This is a genomic window from Streptomyces afghaniensis, assembly GCF_044327915.1.
In the GTDB taxonomy this organism is placed as follows: Bacteria; Actinomycetota; Actinomycetes; order Streptomycetales; family Streptomycetaceae; genus Streptomyces; species Streptomyces afghaniensis.
The window spans coordinates 95274-114089 of the sequence record NZ_JBIRGJ010000010.1 but is presented as its reverse complement, the minus strand read 5'-3'; the positions used below and the strand labels follow the sequence as shown (position 1 = coordinate 114089).

Sequence of the window (18816 nt, the reverse complement as noted above, 5' to 3'; positions counted from 1 at the left end):
CTCGCCGCCGCGCAGCGGCCGGTCAGCGAGCCGTACGGGAGGAGGCGGGAGAGGAGGGGGACGAGGTCGTGTCCGGGAGGGGCACGGCGAGCAGGGGCGCCGCGATCTCGGGGACCGTCGACCACGAGGTCAGGGCGGCCGGCGGGGCCGCCTCGAGCGGACGTATCAGCGGGGACACCACGGCGGCACCGGCCATCACCGGGGCGGCCAGCGCGTGTACGGCCTGCTGCCCCGCGGCGGAGTGCGGAACACCCGGCAGCAGCGGCGCGGACACCTCGGTCGGGGCGACGGGGGTGCGGCCGAGCACACCCTGGCCGTGCACCTGCCCGGGCAACGGCGCGGTACCTCGGCGCCGCTGGGACTCGGGCGGCGTCGCGACGCCCGTGCCCTGCGTGCGCATCGGTGTCACGTTGCTTCCCGTGCCGGCGCCGCCTCGGGCCTCCGTGTCGGTCGGGGTGCCGGCGGTGACGCCGCCCAGCGCGATCGCGGCCAGGGACACGGCTCCGGCTGCCGCGAAGGCGAACCGCAGCCGCGAGGAGGATCTGTCGGGCTCATGCCGCCCGACGTCGTGGATACGGAAGCCCCGGCCGACCGGAGGCAGGCCGCCGCCGTCGGACGGCAGCACGGGGACGTGCGGCCGGGCCGGGACGTACCCGAACTCGAACCGGTCGCCGCGCTTGGCTCCGAAGGCCCCGGACGATCCGAACCGTCCGGACAGTCCGCCGGGCAGCCCTCCCCCGCCCGGCGGTGTGGCATCACCGTCCGGGCCGCCGCCCGCGGGTAGTCCCTGCAGGCGGGCCAGGAAGCTCTCGGAGGGGGGCGGCGGGGCCGCCTCCGCGAAGACGTTCTTCAGCCGGCGCTGGGCGTCCACTTCCGCCTTGCACTTCGGGCAGGTGGCCACGTGCGCCAGTACACGCTCACGCGCGTCATGACCGAGCTCTCCGTCCACCAGGGCGGAGAGTCGGTCTCCCAGGTGCTGCTCTGCGAGGTGTCCCTCGGAAGCTTTCGGCCGTGATCCGCTCACGCGCTCGCGCCCCCTCCTCCCAGTGCGGGAACACGGGGCACGAAGGAGCGGCGCTCGGCGCGCGCCTCCGGGGAGCGGTGCGCGAGGGCCTTGCGCAGCTGGGAGCGCCCCCGGTGGATCCGCGAACGGACCGTGCCGAGCTTGACGCCGAGGGTCGCGGCGATCTCCTCGTACGACAGCCCTTCGATGTCGCACAGGACGACCGCGGCGCGGAACTCGGGAGCGAGGGTGTCGAGGGCCTGCTGGACGTCCGCGTCGAAGTGCGCGTCGTTGAAGACCTGCTGCGGCGAGGGCTCCTTGCTGGGCAGCCGCTCGGCCGCGTCCTCGCCGAGCGCGTCGAAGCGGATGCGCTGCTTGCGGCGGACCATGTCCAGGAACAGGTTCGTCGTGATGCGGTGCAGCCAGCCCTCGAAGGTGCCCGGCGTGTACGTCGACAGGGAACGGAAGACACGGACGAAGACCTCCTGCGTGAGGTCCTCGGCGTCGTGCTGGTTGCCGGTCAGGCGGTAGGCGAGCCGGTAGACCCGGCCGCTGTGCGTGCTGACGATCTCCTCCCACGTGGGCGGAGTCCACGCCTGCCCGTCCGCGTCGGTGGTGAAGGTCGCGGTCTGGGCGAAGTCAGCGGCGTGGCTGTGGTCAGCAGTGTCGTTCACGGATGTCGGCCTGCCCGCCGATGTGAAGAAGCGCCGAAGCACTCCTCCCCTATCCACAGGCGCAGCCGCACCTCCCCTGTCAGCTCTGGTGGTGTCCAGTGGAGCCCCTACCATAGCCACCTCGCCCGTTAGGACCGGATAAGCGGTTTTACGAGAATTTGATCTGTGCTGATACGCCTCGTACTGCTGCGTCGGCACTTGCTCGGCGCCTCGATCCACTGCCTGCCCCCCGTCACGACCCGCGCCACTCGCTCGTCCCCTTTAAACGACCGGTCCCATCTGCGGGTTCCCGGGCCCAACGGATACAGTCACGCCCAGGCATTCACGGGGACAGGAGAGGGTCATTACCGGCAACCGGCAGACGAGCTGGGCGTTCGCCGACGCCTATGTCGCCGAGGACGAAGCGCTGCGCTGGGCCCGGGACCGGGCCCGTGAGGCAGGGCTGCGCTCGGTGTCGCCCGGCACGGGCGCCGCGCTGCGGTTGCTGGCCGCCTCCGTCGACGCGAAGGCCGTCGCGGAGATCGGGACCGGCTGCGGTGTCTCCGGGATCCACCTCCTGCACGGTATGCGCCCGGACGGTGTTCTGACCACCGTGGATCCCGAGCCGGAGCACCAGCAGTTCGCCCGCCAGGCCTTCCGCGCCTCCGGCTTCGCCAGCAACCGGGCCCGTTTCATCCCGGGCCGCGCCCTGGACGTGCTGCCCCGCCTCGCGGACGCCGGCTACGACCTCGTCTTCTGCGACGGCGATCGCCAGGAGGTCATGGACTACCTCGCTGAATCGTTGCGGCTGCTGCGCACCGGCGGGCTCGTCGTCTTCGAGGGCGCCTTCGCGAACGGCCGGACGGTGGACTCCGGCCCTCAGCCCACCGAGGTGCTGCGGCTGCGGGAACTGCTGCGCGCGGTGCGCGAGAGCCAGGAGCTGGTGCCGTCCCTGCTGCCGGTGGGCGACGGGCTGCTGTGCGCGGTGAAACGGTAGCCGGTCCGCACGTTAGCCGAGCGGAAGCCGGGGCAATCGAGAGTCGAGGTTGAGAAAACAGCCGCCCCGGCACCTCATGTGATGCCGGGGCAGCTGAAAGGGTATGGTCGCTTGCGCGTCAGCCGACGACCTTCTTGAGGGCGTCGCCCAGGGCGTCGGCCTCGTCCGGGGTCAGCTCGACGACGAGCCGACCGCCGCCTTCGAGCGGAACGCGCATGACGATGCCCCGCCCCTCCTTGGTCACCTCGAGCGGGCCGTCACCCGTCCGCGGCTTCATGGCCGCCATGCTCGTTCCCCTTCCTGAAACCCAGCTCATCGTCAAGGCCGACGGCCCCCTGAAGAAGGGCACAGTGCGGTCCTTGAGGCAGGACACGCGACACCGGCATCGAACACATTGCTTCCAGGCCATTATCCCGCATCTCAGGACCCGATGACCAACATCAGTCGGCATCGCTTGGGCAACGCCCGCGAGCAAAACCACTCAATTCGGCGATGTGACTGCGATACTCCGCCACCGCACACACATCCGCCGAACGGAAACGGACGAGAATTCTTTGACGCAGGTCACACGTCCGGTCCGGTCGGCCGTCGACGATCTCGGTCATGCTGTCCTCAGACCTGGGACGTACCGACCGGTACGTCCCCGAGCAGCGACACGGAGGGGAAACTCCATGGCCGACACCGTGCTCTACGAGGTGAGCGACGGACTCGCGACGATCACGCTGAACCGCCCGGAGGCGATGAACGCGCTGAACGTGGCGGCCAAGGTCGCACTGCGGGACGCGGTCCGGTCCGCGGCGGACGACTCCGCCGTACGGGCGGTGCTGCTGACGGCCGCCGGTGACCGGGCGTTCTGCGTCGGACAGGACCTCAAGGAGCACATCGGGCTGCTGATCGAGGACCGGGAGACCGGTTCGGGGCAGACCATGAGCACCGTGCGGGAGCACTACAACCCGATCGTGCGGGCGCTGACCGAGGCCGCGAAGCCGGTCGTCGCCGCCGTGAACGGAGTGGCGGCCGGGGCGGGCTTCGGCTTCGCGCTCGCGGCGGACTACCGGATCGTGGCGGACACGGCCGCGTTCAACACCTCGTTCGCCGGGGTGGCGCTGACCGCCGACTCGGGGATCTCCTGGACGCTGCCGCGGGTGATCGGCCCCGGACGGGCGGCTGACCTGCTGCTCTTCCCGAGGAGCATCAGTGCGCAGGAGGCGTACGAGCTCGGCATCGCCAACCGGCTGGTGCCGGCCGGCGAGCTGCGCGCGGAGGCCGAGAAGGTGGCCCGTGCCCTGGCCGAGGGGCCGACGGTGGCGTACGCGGCGCTGAAGGAGTCGATGGCCTACGGGCTGACCCACTCCCTGGCGGAGACCCTGGAGAAGGAGGACGAGCTCCAGACCCGGGCGGGCTCCTCCGAGGACCACGCGATCGCGGTGCAGGCCTTCGTCAACAAGGAGAAGCCCCGGTACCTGGGCCGCTGACTCCGTCGCGGCAGGTCAGCTGCCCGGTCGACGCGCGACGCAGTCCTGGAGGTGGTCGTCGACCAGTCCGCAGGCCTGCATCAGCGCGTACGCGGTCGTCGGGCCGACGAAGCGCAGGCCGCGCTTCTTCAGCGCCTTGGACAGGGCCGTCGACTCAGGGGTGACGGCCGGGACGTCGGAGAGCGCCTTCGGGACCGGGCGGTTGCCCGGCCCGGGGGCGTGCGACCAGATCAGCTCGTCCAGTTCGCCCGGGGCCCACTCGGCCAGCACGCGCGCGTTGGCGAGCGTCGCGTCGATCTTGGCGCGGTTGCGGATGATGCCGGCGTCCGCGAGGAGGCGCTCGCGGTCCTCGTCGGTGAAGGCCGCCACCGAGGCGATCTTGAAATCGGCGAAGGCGGCGCGGAAGCCGGGGCGGCGGCGCAGGATCGTGATCCAGGACAGGCCGGACTGGAAGGCCTCCAGGCTGAGGCGCTCGTAGAGCGCGTCGTCGCCGTGGACCGGGCGGCCCCACTCCTCGTCGTGGTACGTCACGTACTCCGGGGCGGACAGGGCCCAGGGGCAGCGCAGCGCGCCGTCCGGGCCGGCGAGGGCGGCGCCGTCGCTCACGGCCGGTCCTCCTGGCGCGGGCTGGGCTTGTCCATGGACACGTGGTTCTCCGCGGAGGTGTGGTTCTCCCGGGACACCTGGCCGTGGCCGGCGGCTGTTCTGGCTCCGGCCAGGGCCGACTCCAGGTCGGCGATGCGGGCGTCACGCTCGGCGAGCTCGGCGCCGAGGCGGCTGAGGGCGTCGTCCACGTCCGCCATGCGGTAGCCACGGGCGGCGAGCGGGAAGCGGAGGCCCTCCACGTCGGCGCGGTCGACCGGGCGGTCCGGGGGCAGCGGGTCCCGCAGCCGCTCGGGGGCGGCCTCGGGCAGCGGGCCGTTCTCGCCGCCGCCCACCACGGCGAGGGTCACCGCGGCGACCACGACGGCTAGCGCGACGACCAGGAACAGGAACATAACCATCGCGGAGCCCCCACGGTCGGATCTGTCGGTGTCTTCGGACACCGATGGTGTCAGGCTCCGATCGTGCCATGCGAGTCCGACAGCTAGGGTCGCAGGCGGCGGAAGACGGCGACGTACCAGGAAAGGTCACAGCGGATGCTCAGGCTGGGCAGGCGGGAATTCGGGCCGCACGAGCCGGTGATCATGGCGATCGTGAACCGGACCCCGGACTCCTTCTACGACCGGGGCGCGACCTTCCGCGACGAGCCGGCCCTCGCGCGCGTGGAGCAGGCGGTGGCCGAGGGAGCCGCGATCATCGACATCGGCGGGGTCAAGGCCGGGCCGGGCGAGGAGGTCACGGCCGCGGAGGAGGCCCGGCGGACGGTCGGTTTCGTCGCGGAGGTGCGGCGGCGGTTCCCGGACGTGGTCATCAGCGTGGACACGTGGCGGGCCGGGGTCGGCGAGGCCGTGTGCGAGGCCGGGGCGGACCTGCTGAACGATGCGTGGGGCGGGGTGGATCCGGGGCTTGCCGAGGTCGCCGGGCGGTACGGGGTGGGGTTGGTGTGCACGCACGCGGGTGGTGCGGAGCCGCGGACCCGGCCGCATCGGGTGGAGTACGACGATGTCATGGCCGACATCCTGGACGTGACGGTCGGGCTGGCGGAGCGGGCGCTGGCGCTGGGCGTGCCGAGGGAGTCGATCATGATCGATCCCGGGCACGACTTCGGGAAGAACACGCGGCACAGTCTGGAGGCCACTCGGCGGCTGGGCGAGATGGTCGCCACGGGGTGGCCGGTGCTGGTGTCGTTGTCCAACAAGGACTTCGTGGGGGAGTCGCTGGACCGGCCCGTGAAGGAGCGGGTGGTGGGGACCTTGGCTACGACTGCGGTGTCCGCGTGGCTGGGGGCGCAGGTGTACCGGGTGCATGAGGTCGCGGAGACGCGGCAGGTGCTGGAGATGGTGGGGGCGATCGCGGGGCATCGGGAGCCCGCGGTTGCCCGGCGTGGGCTGGCCTAGGGCGTTGACCCGAGGTACCAGGGGGCTCCGCCCCCTGGACTCCCGGCTCGTGCCTGGTCTCTTCCTGGCCGTCTACCTGCCCGCTTCCTTCGACACCAGGGCCACCGCCTCGTCCACGTCGTCCGTGACGTGGAACAGGAGGAGGTCCTTCTCCGCGGCCTTGCCCTGGGCGATGACCGTGTGGCGGAGCCAGTCGACCAGGCCGCCCCAGTACTCGCTGCCGAAGAGGACGATGGGGAAACGGGTGACCTTCTGGGTCTGGACGAGGGTGAGGGCCTCGAAGAGTTCGTCGAGGGTGCCGAGGCCGCCGGGCAGGACGACGAAGCCCTGGGCGTACTTGACGAACATCATCTTCCGGACGAAGAAGTAGCGGAAGTTGAGGCCGATGTCGACGTACGGGTTCAGGCCCTGCTCGAACGGCAGCTCGATGCCGAGGCCGACCGAGATGCCCTTGGCCTCCAGGGCGCCCTTGTTGGCCGCCTCCATCGCGCCCGGGCCGCCGCCCGTGATGACGGCGAAGCCCGCGTCCACCAGGCCTCGGCCGAGCCGGACGCCCGCGTCGTACTCGGGCGAGTCCGCCGGCGTCCGGGCCGAGCCGAAGACGCTGATCGCGGGCGGGAGTTCGGCGAGCGTGCCGAAGCCCTCGATGAACTCCGACTGGATGCGCAGCACGCGCCACGGGTCGGTGTGGACCCAGTCGGAGGGTCCGCCCGCGTCCAGCAGCCGCTGGTCGGTGGTGCTCGCCTGTACCTGACCCCGCCGCCGGAGGACCGGGCCCAGGCGCTGTTCCTCCGGCGGCTGCTTCTTCCCCTCGGGGTTGCCGGTCGCCATGTGCGCTCCCTCCGTCGTGCCTGTCTTTCCACCTCAGCGTAGATCTACGCGGGTTACGAACGAGGGACGTGAGCATGTCCGCGATGGAGCGCCGTAAACACGATGACGTCCCGGGCGGTCAGGCCGTGAGCCAGTTCCTCAGGCGCTCCTCGCCCGCGAGGATCTTCGCGGTCTCCACGCGCTCGTCCCGCTTGTGCGCCAAGTGGGGGTTGCCCGGGCCGTAGTTGACCGCGGGGACACCCAGGGCCGAGAAGCGGGACACGTCCGTCCAGCCGTACTTCGGCATCGGCGTGCCGCCCACCGCCTCGATGAACGCCTTCGCCGCGGGGTGGGACAGGCCCGGCATGGCGGCCGAGCTGTGGTCGACCACCTCGAACTCGTCCACGCCGCAGTCCGCGAAGACCTCCCGGACGTGGGCCACGGCCTCCTCGGGCGTGCGGTCGGGCGCGTAGCGGAAGTTGACGGTGACGACGCACTCGTCGGGGATCACATTGCCTGCCACTCCCCCGGTGACACCCACCGCGTTCAGGCCCTCGCGGTACTCCAGGCCGTCGATCACCGGCCAGCGGGGCTCGTAGGAGGCCAGGCGGGTGAGGATCGGGGCGGCCGCGTGGATCGCGTTGGAGCCCATCCAGCCGCGCGCCGAGTGGGCCCGCTCGCCCTTGGTCTTCAGCAGCACCCGCAGCGTGCCCTGGCAGCCGCCCTCGACCTGGCCGTCCGACGGTTCCAGGAGGACCGCGAAGTCCCCCTGGAGCCACTCGGGGTGCGCCTCGGAGACGTGCTTGAGGCCGTTCAGCTCCGCGGCGACCTCCTCGTTGTCGTAGAAGACGAAGGTCAGGTCGCGGTTGGGGGCGGGGACCGTGGCCGCGATGCGCAGCTGCACAGCGACGCCCGACTTCATGTCGCAGGTGCCGCAGCCCCACAGGACGCCGTCCTCGTCGAGCCGGGAGGGGACGTTGTCCGCGATCGGGACGGTGTCGATGTGACCGGCCAGGATCACCCGCTCCGGGCGGCCCAGGTCCGTCCGGGCCACGACGTTGTTGCCGAACCGCTCGACCGACAGGTGGGGCAGCGCGCGCAGCGCGGTCTCGATCGCGTCCGCGAGCGGCTTCTCGGTGCCGCTCTCGGAGCGGAAGTCGACGAGCCGGGCGGTGAGCTCCGCGGCGTCCAGCGTGAGGTCAAGGGAGGTGTCGGCCATGTCGTCGACCCTAACGCGCCAGGCGTGTGCACACTGTCCACACCTGGCACGAGGCACTCCGTACTCTCCAGTACCTTGTACGGCGTGCCAGAGCCGTCCTCTTCCCCCAAGCGTCGCGGCCGCCTCGTCCGATGCGGGTCCGCCTTCGTGGTCCTGCTCGCGATCGCCGGTTACCTCGTGGTGCAGTACGTCACCGGAGGCACCGGCGGACCGGGCTGCAAAGTCGTCTCCGGCAAGGGCGACGGGGCCTCGTACGAGTTCTCGCCCGAGCAGGCGGTGAACGCGGCGACGATCGCCGCCGTGGGCGACGGGCGCGGCCTGCCGGAGCGGGCCGTGACCATCGCGCTGGCGACCGCCCTCCAGGAGTCGGGCCTGCGCAACATCCGCCATGGCGACCGGGACTCGCTCGGCCTGTTCCAGCAGCGGCCCTCGCAGGGCTGGGGCACGCCGAAGGAGATCCTGGACCCGACGTACTCGGCCGGCGAGTTCTACGACCACCTGGTCAAGGTGCCCGGTTACACACGCCTGCCGCTCACGGTCGCCGCGCAGCGCGTGCAGCGCAGCGGTTTCCCCCAGGCCTACGCCAAGCACGAGCCGGACGCGGCGCTGCTCGCCGCGGCTCTCACCGGGCAGTCCGCGGCCACGCTGACCTGCGAGGGCCGCCCGGCCGCGACCCGGGCGACGGGCCCGGACGGGGTGCGTGCCGCGCTCGCGCGGGACTTCGGACGCGATGTGCTGCAGCCGGCCGGTGCGGAGGTGGGCCGCTCGTCCGCGGCCACGCCGACACCGTCTCCGAGCGGTGCGGGCGGGTCCGACGGGCGGACCATGACACTGCCGGTGACCGCCGACACGAGTTCCGCGGGCGGGCGGAGCCTGGAGCAGCGCGGCTGGCAGCTGGCGCACTGGGCCGTGGCCAACGCCTCCGAGCTGCACATCGCCCGTGTCACCTACGCGGGCCGGGAGTGGGTTGCCGGCAACACCGCCAGTGAGTGGCGGGAGGCCGCGGCGAAAGGCACCTCGGGTGCGGAGCGGGACGCGGACGCCGTCCGTATTGTCACGATGCGCTAGATCGGACAGGGGTACGGGAACCCACCCGTGAGGGTTACCCGCGCGGCTCTGCCGCGACGGGGTGCGCAGCTTTCCGCGCCCTCACCCGGGAGTACGCGAAAGCCCTTGGGGTCAAAGGGCCGCAAGGATTCGGCATCCTTCCCGGCGGTGGTCTTTTTGCCCGTTTGTCCGCAGCCGATTATGCGACACATTGCCAAATCTTTACGTTGCGCCGCCGCAACCTTCGGGGGCTTCGAGCGGTAGTCACTGCGTCCGAGCCGGGGCGATCAACAGCCAGTCGATCAACTCCCGGACCCGGTCGGACACTTCAGAACCTCACTGTTCTCTCCCGTCGAAGGAGCACCATGTCCCTCCCCCTGACCCGCCGGATCGCCCGTGCCGCGCTGATCGTCGCTGCGGGAGCGGCTGCCGGGGTCGGTGCGGCCGGCTCCGCCAGTGCGGCCCCCGAGCTGCCGGCCAACCCGAACCTCGGCGGACTGACCGCCCTGGACGGGGCGAACGTCGGCAACACCGTCGACGGCGCGGCTCGGGACGTCACCAAGTCCGCGGGTGACACCGGCAGCAAGACCGTCAAGAAGGCGGTGCCGGCCGCGGGCAAGATCGGCGGCAAGACGGTCAAGAAGACCACGCCCCTCGCGCAGAAGGCGGCCGGTGACGCGGCGGGCTCCGCCGGGCAGCTCGTCGGTGACGCGGCCGGTTCGGCGCCGGGAGGTCTGCCGACGGACTCCCTGACGAAGGGCGGGGTGCCGTCCACGGGCTCGCTGCCGGCGAAGGGCCTGCCGGTCGGCTGACCCGGGCTTCCACGCCGACGGGGTCCAGGGAGCTTCCCTGGACCCCGTCGGTTTCTTACGTGCCCGGTTACTCGCCCAGCCGGTCCACTGCCGCCCGTACCCGCTCGTCCGTCGCCGTCAGGGCCACCCGGACGAACTCGGCGCCTGCCGGGCCGTAGAAGTCGCCCGGGGCCACGAGGATGCCTCGTTCGGCCAGGTGGGCCACCGTGTCCCAGCAGGACTCGCCCCTGGTCGCCCACAGGTAGAGGCTGGCCTCGCTGTGCTCGATGCGGAAGCCGTGGGCGAGGAGCGCCTCGCGCAGGAGGGTGCGGCGGGCGGCGTAGCGCTCGCGCTGGTGCCGGACGTGGTCGTCGTCGCCGAGGGCCGCGACCACCGCTGCCTGGGTGGGTGCCGACGTCATCATGCCGCCGTGCTTGCGGATCTCCAGGAGGGGCGACAGGACCGCGGGGTCGCCGGCCAGGAACGCCGCCCGGTAGCCGGCCAGGTTCGACCGCTTGGAGAGGCTGTGGACGGCGACGATGCCCTCGTACGAGCCACCGTTGACGTCCGGGTGCAGCACCGAGACCGGGTCGGCCTCCCAGCCCAGCTCCAGGTAGCACTCGTCGGAGAAGAGCAGGATGCCGTGCTCCCGGGCCCAGGCGACGATCCGGGTGAGCTCCTCCTTCGGCAGGACCTTGCCCGTCGGGTTGGACGGGGAGTTCAGCCAGAGGAGCTTCAGGCCCTCGGGGTCCAGCTCCGTCGGGTCGTCGTAGGCCTCGTACTCCGCGCGGGCCAGGCGGGCGCCCACCTCGTACGTCGGGTAGGCCAGGCGCGGGAAGGCCACCCGGTCGCCGGGGCCGAGGCCCAGCTGGGTCGGGAGCCAGGCGACGAGCTCCTTGGAGCCGACGATCGGCAGGACGTGGCGGTGGGTGACGTCCCGGGCGCCGAGGCGGCGCTCGACCCAGCCGGTGATCGCGTCGCGCAGCTCGGGCGTGCCCCAGACGGTCGGGTAGCCCGGGGAGTCCGCCGCGGCGACCAGCGCCTTCTGGATCAGCTCGGGCACCGGGTCGACCGGGGTGCCGACCGACAGGTCCACGATGCCGTCCGGATGGGCGGCGGCCGTGGCCTTGAACGGCGTCAGCTTGTCCCAGGGGAAAGTGGGGAGACGGTCGGAGACTGCGGACACGGTTTCTGGCTCACTTTCTGGTACGTACGAGCCGTCGCGGCAAACGCCTCGGCCCCGTACGGCGACCAGGGCGTGATCGGGCCGTACGGGACCGAGGCGGCACGGATGTGCGGGCCGCTTGCGGTGACTAGGCCTGCGGCGGCAGCGCGGCGATGAAGGGGTGGTCGCGCTCGATCAGCCCCAGCTTGCTGGCACCGCCGGGCGAGCCGAGCTCGTCGAAGAACTCGACGTTCGCCTTGTAGTAGTCCTTCCACTCCTCCGGAGTGTCGTCCTCGTAGAAGATCGCCTCGACCGGGCAGACCGGCTCACAGGCACCACAGTCGACGCATTCGTCCGGGTGGATGTACAAGGACCTGGAGCCCTCGTAGATGCAGTCGACCGGGCACTCCTCGATGCACGCCTTGTCCTTGACGTCGACACAAGGCTGCGCGATGACGTAGGTCACGCTGTCGTTCCTCCTCGATAGGGCGCTGGCGGGCCTCCTCAGGCTCCGCCGCCTGGCGCGCGGGAGCGCGGCGTCGTCGATGCCCGCCCCTAGTATCTCCGTTCCTGGGCATGATCCGAACAGGAGGGGTGAACTGACCTGTGGAAATCTCTGCGGCCGGACGGCTCGAGGTCCGTATCACCGCTGCTGACGTGGGCAAACGGGTCTCTGTGCGGAGCTTGATCGAACATGCGGCTCCGGGTGAGAAGTTCACCGACACGGTCGGAGTTCTCACATCATGGGACAAAGGTGTGTTGCTGATCACACGAAAGTCCGGCGAGAGCGTCCGCATAGCGGAATCCGCGCTGGTCGCGGGCAAGGTCGTACCCGACGCGCCGGCGCGTCGCCGCGGTCCGGCGGCCTCCTACGAGGAACTCGCCCGGGTCGCCGCGCGGGCCTGGCGGCCCGTGGAGAGCGAGCGGCTCGGGGACTGGGAGCTGCGGGCGGCGTCCGGGTTCACCCGCCGGGCGAATTCCGTGCTGCCGCTCGGTGACCCGGGCGTGTCCCTGGACGAGGCCCTCGACGCCGTTCGGCGGTGGTACGGCGAGCGCGGCCTGCCCGCCTACGTCCAGACCGCGACCGGCGCCGAGGGCTCGCAGGAGCTGCTGTGCGCGGAGCTGGAGCAGCGGGGCTGGGTGCGGGAGGTGACGGCCGAGTTGTGGGTCGGGCCGCTGGCGCCGGTCGCCGACCTCGCCGAGCCGTCGGAGGTCGTGCTGTCCCGTGAGGCCGACGAGGCGTGGCTGGCCCGGTACCAGCGCAAGGGCGTGAGCGAGGTCGCGCTGCGGGTCCTGGAGGCCGGGCCTTCGGTGTGGTTCGCGACCGTGCCCGGTTCGGCGGAGGCAGCGGCTCCGGCCGCCATCGGGCGGTGTGTCGTCGACGGGCGGTGGGCCGGGTTCGCCGCCGTCGAGGTCGATCCGGATCTGCGGCGGCAGGGGCTGGGGACGGCCGTGATGGCGGCGCTGGCCCGGCGGGCCCTGGAGGAGGGCGCATCGGCCGCATGGCTCCAGGTCGAGGCCGAGAATGAGGGAGCACGGGCGTTGTACGCCGGGATGGGCTTCGCCGCGCACCACGTCTACCACCACTACCGGGAACCGGACGCGCGGGCTCCCGGCCGGTAACCGATCGTCGTGAGAGGGCACGAGCCAGCTATGCGTCCCCCCTACCCCCCGCCCCCCGAGCGTTCCGCCGAGCTGCGGCGGCGGTTCGCCGAAGAGGCCCGGTCCGAGCGGCCCGACCTGTCGACGCTGTGCCTGCTGGTGGGTGCGGTGGCGGACGGAGCGCTGGACGAGGCGGGCATGGACGCCGCGCAGGTCGAGCTGGACCGGCTGGCCGGGCTGCTGCCGTACCGGCCCGGCCGGCCGCAGGCGTGGGCGGTCGCCCTGCGGGAGCTGCTCGGGGACCGGACGGGGTTTCACGGCACCCCGGCCGACTACCAGCGCCTTGAGTCCTCACTGCTGCACGAGGTGCTGCTGCGGCGGCGTGGGCTGCCGATCCTGCTGTCCGTGGTGTGGATGGAGGTGGCCAGGCGGGCCGGGGCGCATGTGTACGGGGTGGCTCTGCCGGGGCATTTCGTCGTCGGTTTCGGGCCTGACGAGGGGCAGGTGCTCGCCGATCCGTTCGACGGGGGGCGAGTGCTGACCGGGGCGGACGCCGAGTTGCTGGTCGCCGGGGCGACGGGGGCGCACCTGGATCCGTCGATGCTGCGGCCGGCCGACCCGCTGGATGTGGTGTTGCGGATCCTGAACAACGTGCGGGCGTGGGCGGCGGCTCGGCCGGAGCGGTCGGATGTGGCGCTGTGGGCGGTCGAGTTGTCGTTGCTGTTGCCCTCGCATCCGGCTCGGTTGCGGTACGAGCGGGCGCAGCTGCTGGTGGGGCGGGGGGATTTTCTGGGTGGGGCGGTGGAGTTGGAGGCCTACGCGGAGGTTCTCGGAGCGGTGGATGAGGGGGCCGCTGAGCGGGTGCGGGGGGAGGCTCACGCGGCCCGGGCGATGCTCAACTGAGGCTTTCTCGCTGTAGGGCTTTGTGTCGTAGGGCGGGTGCGGGCGCGTTGTGGCTGGTCGCGCAGTTCCCCGCGCCCCTAAAGAGTCGGATTACAACCAGCCTTTTTCGCGGGCTGCTCGGACCGCCTCCGCGCGGTTTCTCACGGCCAGTTTCTGGATCGCCGTGGAGAGGTAGTTGCGGACCGTGCCCTGGGAGAGGTGGAGGGTTTTGGCCAGTTCCGCGTTGGTGGAGCCGTCTGCGGCTGCTCTGAGGACTTCTCGTTCCCGGTCCGTCAGCGGGTTGGCGCCTTCCGCCAGGGCCGCTGCCGCGAGGGTGGGGTCGATGACGCGTTCGCCGGTCAGGACCTTGCGGATCGCCTCGGCCAGTTGCGCGGCGGGGGCGTCCTTGACCAGGAAGGCGTCGGCGCCGGACTCCATGGCGCTGCGGAGGTAGCCGGGGCGGCCGAAGGTGGTGAGGATCACCAGCTTGATGTGCGGGAGTTCGGTGTGGAGGCGGGCCGCGGCCTCGATGCCCGTCGCGCCGGGCATCTCGATGTCCAGGAGGGCCACGTCGACGGCGTGTGCGCGGGCCGCGTCCAGGACCTCGTCGCCGCGGGCCACCTGGGCGACGACCTCGATGTCCTCCTCCAGGCCGAGCAGGGCAGCCAGGGCCTCGCGGACCATCGACTGGTCCTCGGCGAGCAGGACCTTGATGGGGCGGCTCATGCCGGGGATCCTACGTCCGCCGGGCCGGCCGAGGGCACGCGGGCGACCAGGCGGAAGCCCTGCCTGGCCGGGCCCGCCTCCAGGGTGCCGCCCGCCTTCGTGAGGCGCTCGTCGAGGCCCGTGAGGCCGTTGCCGTAGCCGTCGCCCGTGCCCGAGCCGTCGTCCTCGACGGTGAGTTCGAGCACCGGGCCGTCGAGGGTCTGGCGGTGCAGGAGCTCCACGGTGCAGCGGCGGGCGCCGCTGTGCCGTACGACATTGGTGACCGCCTCGCGCAGCGCCCAGGCTAGGGCGGACTCGCTCTCCTCGGGGACACCGGTGAGGTCGGGTTCGGCGGGCAGGTCGGCGGCGACACCGGCGGCGGTCAGGGCGACCCGGGCACCGGCGAGTTCGGCGCCGAGGCGGGGGCGGCGGTAGCCGGTGACGGCCTCGCGCACGTCGACGAGGGCCTGGCGGCTGACCTGCTCGATGTCGGCGACCTGCTGGGCCGCCTTGCCGGGGTGGCCGGGCAGCATGCGGCCGGCCAGCTCGCTCTTGAGCGTGATCAGGGAGAGGGAGTGGCCGAGCAGGTCGTGCAGGTCCCTGGCGAGGCGCAGGCGCTCCTCGTTGGCGGCGAGCTGGGCGACGGTGGCGCGGGCCTCGCGCAGCGCGATGGTGGTGCGTACGAGTTCGCGTACGCCGGTCATCGCGAAGCCGCCGAGCAGGGCCGGGATGAGCAGGCCGGCCAGGTAGGAGTGGCCGCCCGGCACCGCGAGCGCGCCGGCGGTCAGCAGCGCGCACGCGGCCGGGATGGTCCAGCGGGCCATACGCAGGGGCAGGGCGGCGCCCGACGCGATCGAGACGTACACGAACAGCACCAGCCACTCGCGGCCCAGGGTGAGGGCGAGGAGCGTGGACTGGGCGGCGAGGACCCCCAGCGAGCCGAGGACCAGGGCGTTGCGCTCGCCGCGGCCGGTGCGGAAGACCAGCAGCATGTACCAGGTGACGAAGGCGGCCAGGCCGATCCAGCCGAGGACGCGGACGCCCGTGCTGTGGCCGCCGTGCAGCAGGTCGGTGACGGGTGCGCTCAGGTAGACCAGCCAGATGCCGGTCCACAGCGCCTTCACCGCCCGCTGCCTGCGGTTCACGGGGCGCTGCCCCATACCGAACCCGACGCCGCTCACGCCTTCAGGGTGTCCTTCCGGTACAGCCATGCGGCGCCGCCCGCGAACAGGGCGAACGACGCCACGAGGACGACGAGGTCCTGGACGTGCGGGGCGCGGCTCTGCTCGATGGCCTGCCCCAGGGCGGCGTACGCGTGCGTGGGGAGCCACTTCACGATGTCCTGCAGCCAGCCCGGGAACGTCGTCGTCGGCATCCACAAGCCGCCGAGCATCGACAGGCCGAAGTAGGTGATCATGGTGATCGGACGGACCGCGTCGCCGCTGGCGAGATAGCCGAGGGCGACGCCGAGCGCGGCGAAGACGAGGCTGCCGGCCCAGATCGCGCCGGTGAGGGCGAGCCACTGCCAGGCGTCCAGGCGTACGTCCTTCACGATCGCCGCGACGGCGAAGACGATGACGATGGACGGCAGGCTGACGACGGCGGCGCTCGCCGTCTTGGCGAGGACGTAGCCGCGGCCCGGCAGCGTGGTCAGGCGCAGCTGCCGTACCCAGCCGCCCTCGCGCTCCTTGGCGATGCGTTCGCTGTTGCCCATGAGGACGGCGGTCAGGGCGCCGAAGGAGGCCATGGAGACCATCATGTAGGTCGGGAGGGTCAGGGCGCTGCCGGGGACCTTCGTGGTGCTGTCGGCGTTGCCCGCGATGATGAGGAACAGGACCGACGGGTAGATCACGGAGAAGAACAGGAACTTGCGGCCCCGCAGGGCGCGGGTGAGTTCCAGCTTGATCAGGCTGTTCACTTCGACTTCGCCTCCTCGGCGGTCGTGATCGCGACGAAGGCCTGCTCCAGGCCGAGCCCGGCGACTTCGAGGTTGCGGGGGTAGACACCGAGGCCGTACAGGGCGTGGACGGTGGCGTCGGCGTCGGCGGACTGGATGCGGACGGTCCGGCCGGAGACCGTCAGGGAGGTCAGGAAGGGCAGGTCGCGCAGGGCGGCCTCGTCGACGGTGCCCGCCAGGTCGAAGGAGATGCGGCGGGCGCCCGCCTTGGCCTTGATCTCGGCGGCCGTGCCGTCGGCGAGGAGCCGGCCGCGGTGCAGGACGAGGACCCGGTCGGCGACGGCGTCGGCCTCTTCGAGGTAGTGGGTGGCGAAGAGGACGGTCCGGCCCTGGTCGGCCTGCTCGCGCATGGTGGCCCAGAAGGCCTGGCGGGTGGTGACGTCCATGCCGGTGGTGGGCTCGTCCAGGACGATCAGGTCGCTGTCGCCGGCGGTGGCGAGGGCGAAGCGGACGCGCTGGGCCTGGCCGCCGGACAGCTTGTTGACCTTGCGGTCGGCGATCTGCTCGATGCCCGCGCGGGACAGGACCTCGGAGGGCCGGTACGGCTTCGGATGCAGGTCGCAGGCGAGCCGCACGAGTTCGGCGACCGTGACCTCGTCCATCAGCCCGCCGCTCTGCAGCATGGCGCCCACCCGCCCGGCGACGATGGCGTCCCGGGGGGCGGTGCCGAAGAGGCGGACCGTGCCGCTGTCGGGCTTCTTGAGGCCGAGGAGCAGGTCGAGGGCGGTGGACTTGCCGGCACCGTTGGGGCCCAGCAGCGCCACGGTCTGCCCCGGGCGCAGGGTCAGGGTCAGTGCGTCCACGGCCCGGACTGCGTCGTACGTCTTGCTCACCTGGTCGAATCCGACCACGGGCGTTGTCGTCGTCATACCGGCCAGAGTGGCTGGGGGCGGGGTGTGCCGGGCAGTGTCGGCGGTCCTGACTCCCGCATGACAGATGTCATGGCGCCGTACGGCGGGGCTCAGCGGAGGACCCCGGCCGCCTTCCGCAGCGCGTCCCGCCGCATCTGCCGGACCTCGCCGAGCTCCTTCTCATTGGCCTTGATGATCTTGTTTTGGTAGGTGGTCTCGACGGACTGCCAGACCGCCACGTAGTCCACCTGCTGCTTGCACTTCACATCGGCCACCGCCGTGGCGATCTCGCGCGCCTTGGTCTTGTTCCGGGCGGCCGTGTCCCCCACGCCCTTCGTCCACCAGGCCGGGTCGCCTGCGGCCGCGTGGGGATTCGCGTACGGGTGGCCGGCCTTCTTCATGCAGGCGCTCCACCGGGCGTTCGCGGCCTTGGCCCGGCTGTCCGCCTCCGTACGCTTCCAGCCCTGCTGCTGCGCCAGGTCGACGGCGTCCAGTGCGTCTGCTTGCGGTGGCAGGCCGAGCTGCCTCAGGGCCTCGCCGCGGCAGCCGCCCGTGCGGCTCGTACCCTTCGTCGTCCCGGCACGGCCCGTGTAGGCCTCGGTGACCTCGTCCGTCATGAGGGTCTTGCGCTTCTTCTCCAGCCGCGCTTCCTCGGCCAGTTGTTCGGGGGTCACACCGGGCGGCGGTGCCAGCTGATAGCCGTACACGCGCACGGCCTCCGGGTCGGTAACGCCGTAGCGCCGCTCGTTGGCCGAGCGCGCCTCGCCGAGCCGCTCGAGGCGAGCGGGCCAGGTGTATCCCTTCGCCTTCATGCACGTCCCGGCCAGCTTGTCGACGGCCCGGTCGAGAACGGCCTGCTGCTCCGCGCTGACGCCATAGGAATCAAGAGGGAGGACCGGTACCGGCACACCGGCGACGGTCCTCGTGGCCGGAGTGGGAGAGACCTCGGGTTCGCTTCTCGTCTGGCCACTCGATTGACATGCCGACAGCAGCACCACGGAAAGGGCGGCAACGCCGGCGGCCACTGAGCTCTTCCGCATCAGGTCGGACGCTTTCTACGATGACGAAACGCCGAACGGGGTGCGCCCCCTGGGCAGGGGGCGCACCGTCACATTCAGTTCGGGCAGGCGGAGTTCGAGCCGAAGCAGTGCGAACTCGCCGTGTTGTCGTTGGACACCTGATTGATGTGCTCACCCGGGGGGATACCGAGGAGTGCACCGGTGTAACCGGAGTACTGGTAGAAGTACACCAGCGTGTCGGGGTCCATGTTCTTCACGGAGGACATGGTGTTGTCGATGGCCGTGCTGGTGCCGTAGTAGGTGCTGCCGCTGTAGGTGCTCTTGCTGTAGAGCGTGTCGTAAAGGCCGCCGCTGTAATTCGCGAGTCTGTACATGCAGACCTCGCCGCCGCCCGAGGACTCGCACACTCCGTTGTAGCTGCCGGCGGAAGCGGTGCCGCTGAACCCGAGGACCAGGGCCGCGCTCGCCAGGCCCACGAGAGCTTTCTTATGTGCGCTCATCCACTCACCCATCCTGTACTCAGACCCGCAGAGGTCGGCAGGGCGCCGAAATGAGCGCATGACGAACCCCCGACCCCATGGGGTGAACTTGGTTCGGCCCATGCGCCGGAGTGATCTTAGGCAGCCTTCATGGGCTCAGA

23 protein-coding genes are annotated in these 18816 nt (G+C 71.5%); 7 read left to right on the top strand and 16 right to left on the bottom strand.

What is annotated here, in order from left to right; genetic code table 11:
- Positions 1–22 precede the first annotated feature (22 nt).
- Positions 23–949: an anti-sigma factor family protein gene (locus ACH4G3_RS34845; RefSeq protein WP_397628237.1), complete on the bottom strand. Its 927-nt coding sequence runs from the start codon at positions 947–949 to the stop codon at positions 23–25.
- Between the two features lie 71 nt (positions 950–1020).
- The gene (gene sigE, locus ACH4G3_RS34840; RefSeq protein WP_229875547.1) at positions 1021–1791 is read right to left on the bottom strand and encodes an RNA polymerase sigma factor SigE; all 771 of its coding nucleotides are present in this window, start codon (positions 1789–1791) and stop codon (positions 1021–1023) included.
- Positions 1792–1954: 163 nt separating this feature from the next.
- On the opposite strand from sigE, the gene ACH4G3_RS34835 reads away from it, so the two are divergent.
- Complete coding sequence (locus ACH4G3_RS34835; RefSeq protein WP_397628479.1) at positions 1955–2653, top strand: O-methyltransferase; 699 nt, start codon at positions 1955–1957, stop codon at positions 2651–2653.
- Between the two features lie 118 nt (positions 2654–2771).
- On the opposite strand, the gene ACH4G3_RS34830 is transcribed toward ACH4G3_RS34835, so the two are convergent.
- On the bottom strand, positions 2772–2939 hold the full coding sequence (locus ACH4G3_RS34830) for a DUF3117 domain-containing protein (RefSeq protein ID WP_003966491.1): 168 nt from the start codon (positions 2937–2939) through the stop codon (positions 2772–2774).
- A 154-nt stretch (positions 2940–3093) separates the two neighbouring features.
- Positions 3094–3258: a hypothetical protein gene (locus tag ACH4G3_RS34825; protein ID WP_397628236.1), complete on the bottom strand. Its 165-nt coding sequence runs from the start codon at positions 3256–3258 to the stop codon at positions 3094–3096.
- 66 nt (positions 3259–3324) lie between these two features.
- Here ACH4G3_RS34825 and chcB point away from each other — a divergent pair, with 66 nt between their 5' ends.
- Positions 3325–4128 (top strand): 2-cyclohexenylcarbonyl CoA isomerase, encoded by an 804-nt coding sequence (gene chcB / locus ACH4G3_RS34820; protein ID WP_020270831.1) that lies wholly within the window; start codon positions 3325–3327, stop codon positions 4126–4128.
- A gap of 15 nt (positions 4129–4143) precedes the next feature.
- On the opposite strand, the gene ACH4G3_RS34815 is transcribed toward chcB, so the two are convergent.
- Both ACH4G3_RS34815 and ACH4G3_RS34810 read right to left on the bottom strand, forming a co-directional pair.
- A complete protein-coding gene (locus ACH4G3_RS34815) occupies positions 4144–4734 on the bottom strand; it encodes a DNA-3-methyladenine glycosylase I (RefSeq protein WP_397628235.1) in 591 nt (196 codons plus the stop codon).
- Positions 4731–5132 carry a DivIVA domain-containing protein gene (locus tag ACH4G3_RS34810; RefSeq protein ID WP_397628234.1) on the bottom strand — a complete coding sequence of 134 codons (402 nt, stop codon included), beginning with the start codon at positions 5130–5132 and terminating at the stop codon, positions 4731–4733. Before ACH4G3_RS34810 ends, ACH4G3_RS34815 begins: the two co-directional genes overlap by 4 nt.
- A gap of 135 nt (positions 5133–5267) precedes the next feature.
- Here ACH4G3_RS34810 and folP point away from each other — a divergent pair, with 135 nt between their 5' ends.
- A complete protein-coding gene (folP, locus tag ACH4G3_RS34805) occupies positions 5268–6128 on the top strand; it encodes a dihydropteroate synthase (protein ID WP_397628233.1) in 861 nt (286 codons plus the stop codon).
- A gap of 72 nt (positions 6129–6200) precedes the next feature.
- Here folP and ACH4G3_RS34800 read toward each other — a convergent pair whose 3' ends face one another.
- Positions 6201–6959 carry an LOG family protein gene (locus tag ACH4G3_RS34800; RefSeq protein WP_397628232.1) on the bottom strand — a complete coding sequence of 253 codons (759 nt, stop codon included), beginning with the start codon at positions 6957–6959 and terminating at the stop codon, positions 6201–6203.
- 118 nt (positions 6960–7077) lie between these two features.
- Complete coding sequence (gene dapE / locus ACH4G3_RS34795; protein WP_397628231.1) at positions 7078–8157, bottom strand: succinyl-diaminopimelate desuccinylase; 1080 nt, start codon at positions 8155–8157, stop codon at positions 7078–7080.
- An 84-nt stretch (positions 8158–8241) separates the two neighbouring features.
- On the opposite strand from dapE, the gene ACH4G3_RS34790 reads away from it, so the two are divergent.
- Positions 8242–9225 (top strand): VldE C-terminal domain-containing protein, encoded by a 984-nt coding sequence (locus tag ACH4G3_RS34790; protein ID WP_397628230.1) that lies wholly within the window; start codon positions 8242–8244, stop codon positions 9223–9225.
- 344 nt (positions 9226–9569) lie between these two features.
- Complete coding sequence (locus ACH4G3_RS34785) at positions 9570–10016, top strand: ATP-binding protein (protein ID WP_397628229.1); 447 nt, start codon at positions 9570–9572, stop codon at positions 10014–10016.
- Positions 10017–10083: 67 nt separating this feature from the next.
- On the opposite strand, the gene ACH4G3_RS34780 is transcribed toward ACH4G3_RS34785, so the two are convergent.
- Positions 10084–11181: a bifunctional succinyldiaminopimelate transaminase/glutamate-prephenate aminotransferase gene (locus ACH4G3_RS34780; protein WP_397628228.1), complete on the bottom strand. Its 1098-nt coding sequence runs from the start codon at positions 11179–11181 to the stop codon at positions 10084–10086.
- A 127-nt stretch (positions 11182–11308) separates the two neighbouring features.
- A complete protein-coding gene (gene fdxA / locus ACH4G3_RS34775) occupies positions 11309–11626 on the bottom strand; it encodes a ferredoxin (RefSeq protein ID WP_010047804.1) in 318 nt (105 codons plus the stop codon).
- Positions 11627–11766: 140 nt separating this feature from the next.
- Between fdxA and ACH4G3_RS34770 the strand changes: the two genes are divergently transcribed.
- Together ACH4G3_RS34770 and ACH4G3_RS34765 are read left to right on the top strand one after the other, a co-directional pair.
- Complete coding sequence (locus tag ACH4G3_RS34770; RefSeq protein ID WP_397628227.1) at positions 11767–12783, top strand: GNAT family N-acetyltransferase; 1017 nt, start codon at positions 11767–11769, stop codon at positions 12781–12783.
- A gap of 30 nt (positions 12784–12813) precedes the next feature.
- Positions 12814–13665, top strand: coding sequence for a transglutaminase family protein (locus tag ACH4G3_RS34765; protein WP_397628226.1), 852 nt, complete (start codon positions 12814–12816; stop codon positions 13663–13665).
- Between the two features lie 90 nt (positions 13666–13755).
- Here the strand turns inward: ACH4G3_RS34765 and ACH4G3_RS34760 are convergent, their stop codons facing one another.
- The 6 genes from ACH4G3_RS34760 to ACH4G3_RS34735 all read right to left on the bottom strand — a co-directional run bounded on the left by ACH4G3_RS34760 (position 13756) and on the right by ACH4G3_RS34735 (position 18676).
- Positions 13756–14370, bottom strand: a complete 615-nt coding sequence (locus ACH4G3_RS34760) for a response regulator (protein ID WP_397628225.1) — start codon at positions 14368–14370, stop codon at positions 13756–13758.
- Positions 14367–15530, bottom strand: coding sequence for a sensor histidine kinase (locus tag ACH4G3_RS34755; RefSeq protein WP_397628224.1), 1164 nt, complete (start codon positions 15528–15530; stop codon positions 14367–14369). Before ACH4G3_RS34755 ends, ACH4G3_RS34760 begins: the two co-directional genes overlap by 4 nt.
- Positions 15527–16267: an ABC transporter permease gene (locus ACH4G3_RS34750; RefSeq protein ID WP_397628223.1), complete on the bottom strand. Its 741-nt coding sequence runs from the start codon at positions 16265–16267 to the stop codon at positions 15527–15529. Before ACH4G3_RS34750 ends, ACH4G3_RS34755 begins: the two co-directional genes overlap by 4 nt.
- The gene (locus tag ACH4G3_RS34745; protein ID WP_397628222.1) at positions 16264–17175 is read right to left on the bottom strand and encodes an ABC transporter ATP-binding protein; all 912 of its coding nucleotides are present in this window, start codon (positions 17173–17175) and stop codon (positions 16264–16266) included. Before ACH4G3_RS34745 ends, ACH4G3_RS34750 begins: the two co-directional genes overlap by 4 nt.
- Before the next feature lie 92 nt (positions 17176–17267).
- A complete protein-coding gene (locus ACH4G3_RS34740; RefSeq protein WP_397628221.1) occupies positions 17268–18065 on the bottom strand; it encodes a hypothetical protein in 798 nt (265 codons plus the stop codon).
- A 206-nt stretch (positions 18066–18271) separates the two neighbouring features.
- Positions 18272–18676 (bottom strand): peptidase inhibitor family I36 protein, encoded by a 405-nt coding sequence (locus tag ACH4G3_RS34735; protein WP_397628220.1) that lies wholly within the window; start codon positions 18674–18676, stop codon positions 18272–18274.
- Positions 18677–18816: the final 140 nt, after the last annotated feature.

Excerpts from the sequence above, each read along its gene's own strand:
- folP (WP_397628233.1), top strand. The coding sequence starts at position 5,268 with ATGCTCAGGCTGGGCAGGCGGGAATTCGGGCCGCACGAGCCGGTGATC.
- ACH4G3_RS34760 (WP_397628225.1), bottom strand. The coding sequence starts at position 14,370 with ATGAGCCGCCCCATCAAGGTCCTGCTCGCCGAGGACCAGTCGATGGTC.
- ACH4G3_RS34810 (WP_397628234.1), bottom strand. The coding sequence starts at position 5,132 with ATGGTTATGTTCCTGTTCCTGGTCGTCGCGCTAGCCGTCGTGGTCGCC.
- ACH4G3_RS34745 (WP_397628222.1), bottom strand. The coding sequence starts at position 17,175 with ATGACGACGACAACGCCCGTGGTCGGATTCGACCAGGTGAGCAAGACG.
- ACH4G3_RS34825 (WP_397628236.1), bottom strand. The coding sequence starts at position 3,258 with ATGACCGAGATCGTCGACGGCCGACCGGACCGGACGTGTGACCTGCGT.
- ACH4G3_RS34830 (WP_003966491.1), bottom strand. The coding sequence starts at position 2,939 with ATGGCGGCCATGAAGCCGCGGACGGGTGACGGCCCGCTCGAGGTGACC.
- ACH4G3_RS34800 (WP_397628232.1), bottom strand. The coding sequence starts at position 6,959 with ATGGCGACCGGCAACCCCGAGGGGAAGAAGCAGCCGCCGGAGGAACAG.
- ACH4G3_RS34765 (WP_397628226.1), top strand. The coding sequence starts at position 12,814 with ATGCGTCCCCCCTACCCCCCGCCCCCCGAGCGTTCCGCCGAGCTGCGG.
- sigE (WP_229875547.1), bottom strand. The coding sequence starts at position 1,791 with ATGGTAGGGGCTCCACTGGACACCACCAGAGCTGACAGGGGAGGTGCG.
- chcB (WP_020270831.1), top strand. The coding sequence starts at position 3,325 with ATGGCCGACACCGTGCTCTACGAGGTGAGCGACGGACTCGCGACGATC.
- ACH4G3_RS34735 (WP_397628220.1), bottom strand. The coding sequence starts at position 18,676 with ATGAGCGCACATAAGAAAGCTCTCGTGGGCCTGGCGAGCGCGGCCCTG.
- ACH4G3_RS34785 (WP_397628229.1), top strand. The coding sequence starts at position 9,570 with ATGTCCCTCCCCCTGACCCGCCGGATCGCCCGTGCCGCGCTGATCGTC.
- dapE (WP_397628231.1), bottom strand. The coding sequence starts at position 8,157 with ATGGCCGACACCTCCCTTGACCTCACGCTGGACGCCGCGGAGCTCACC.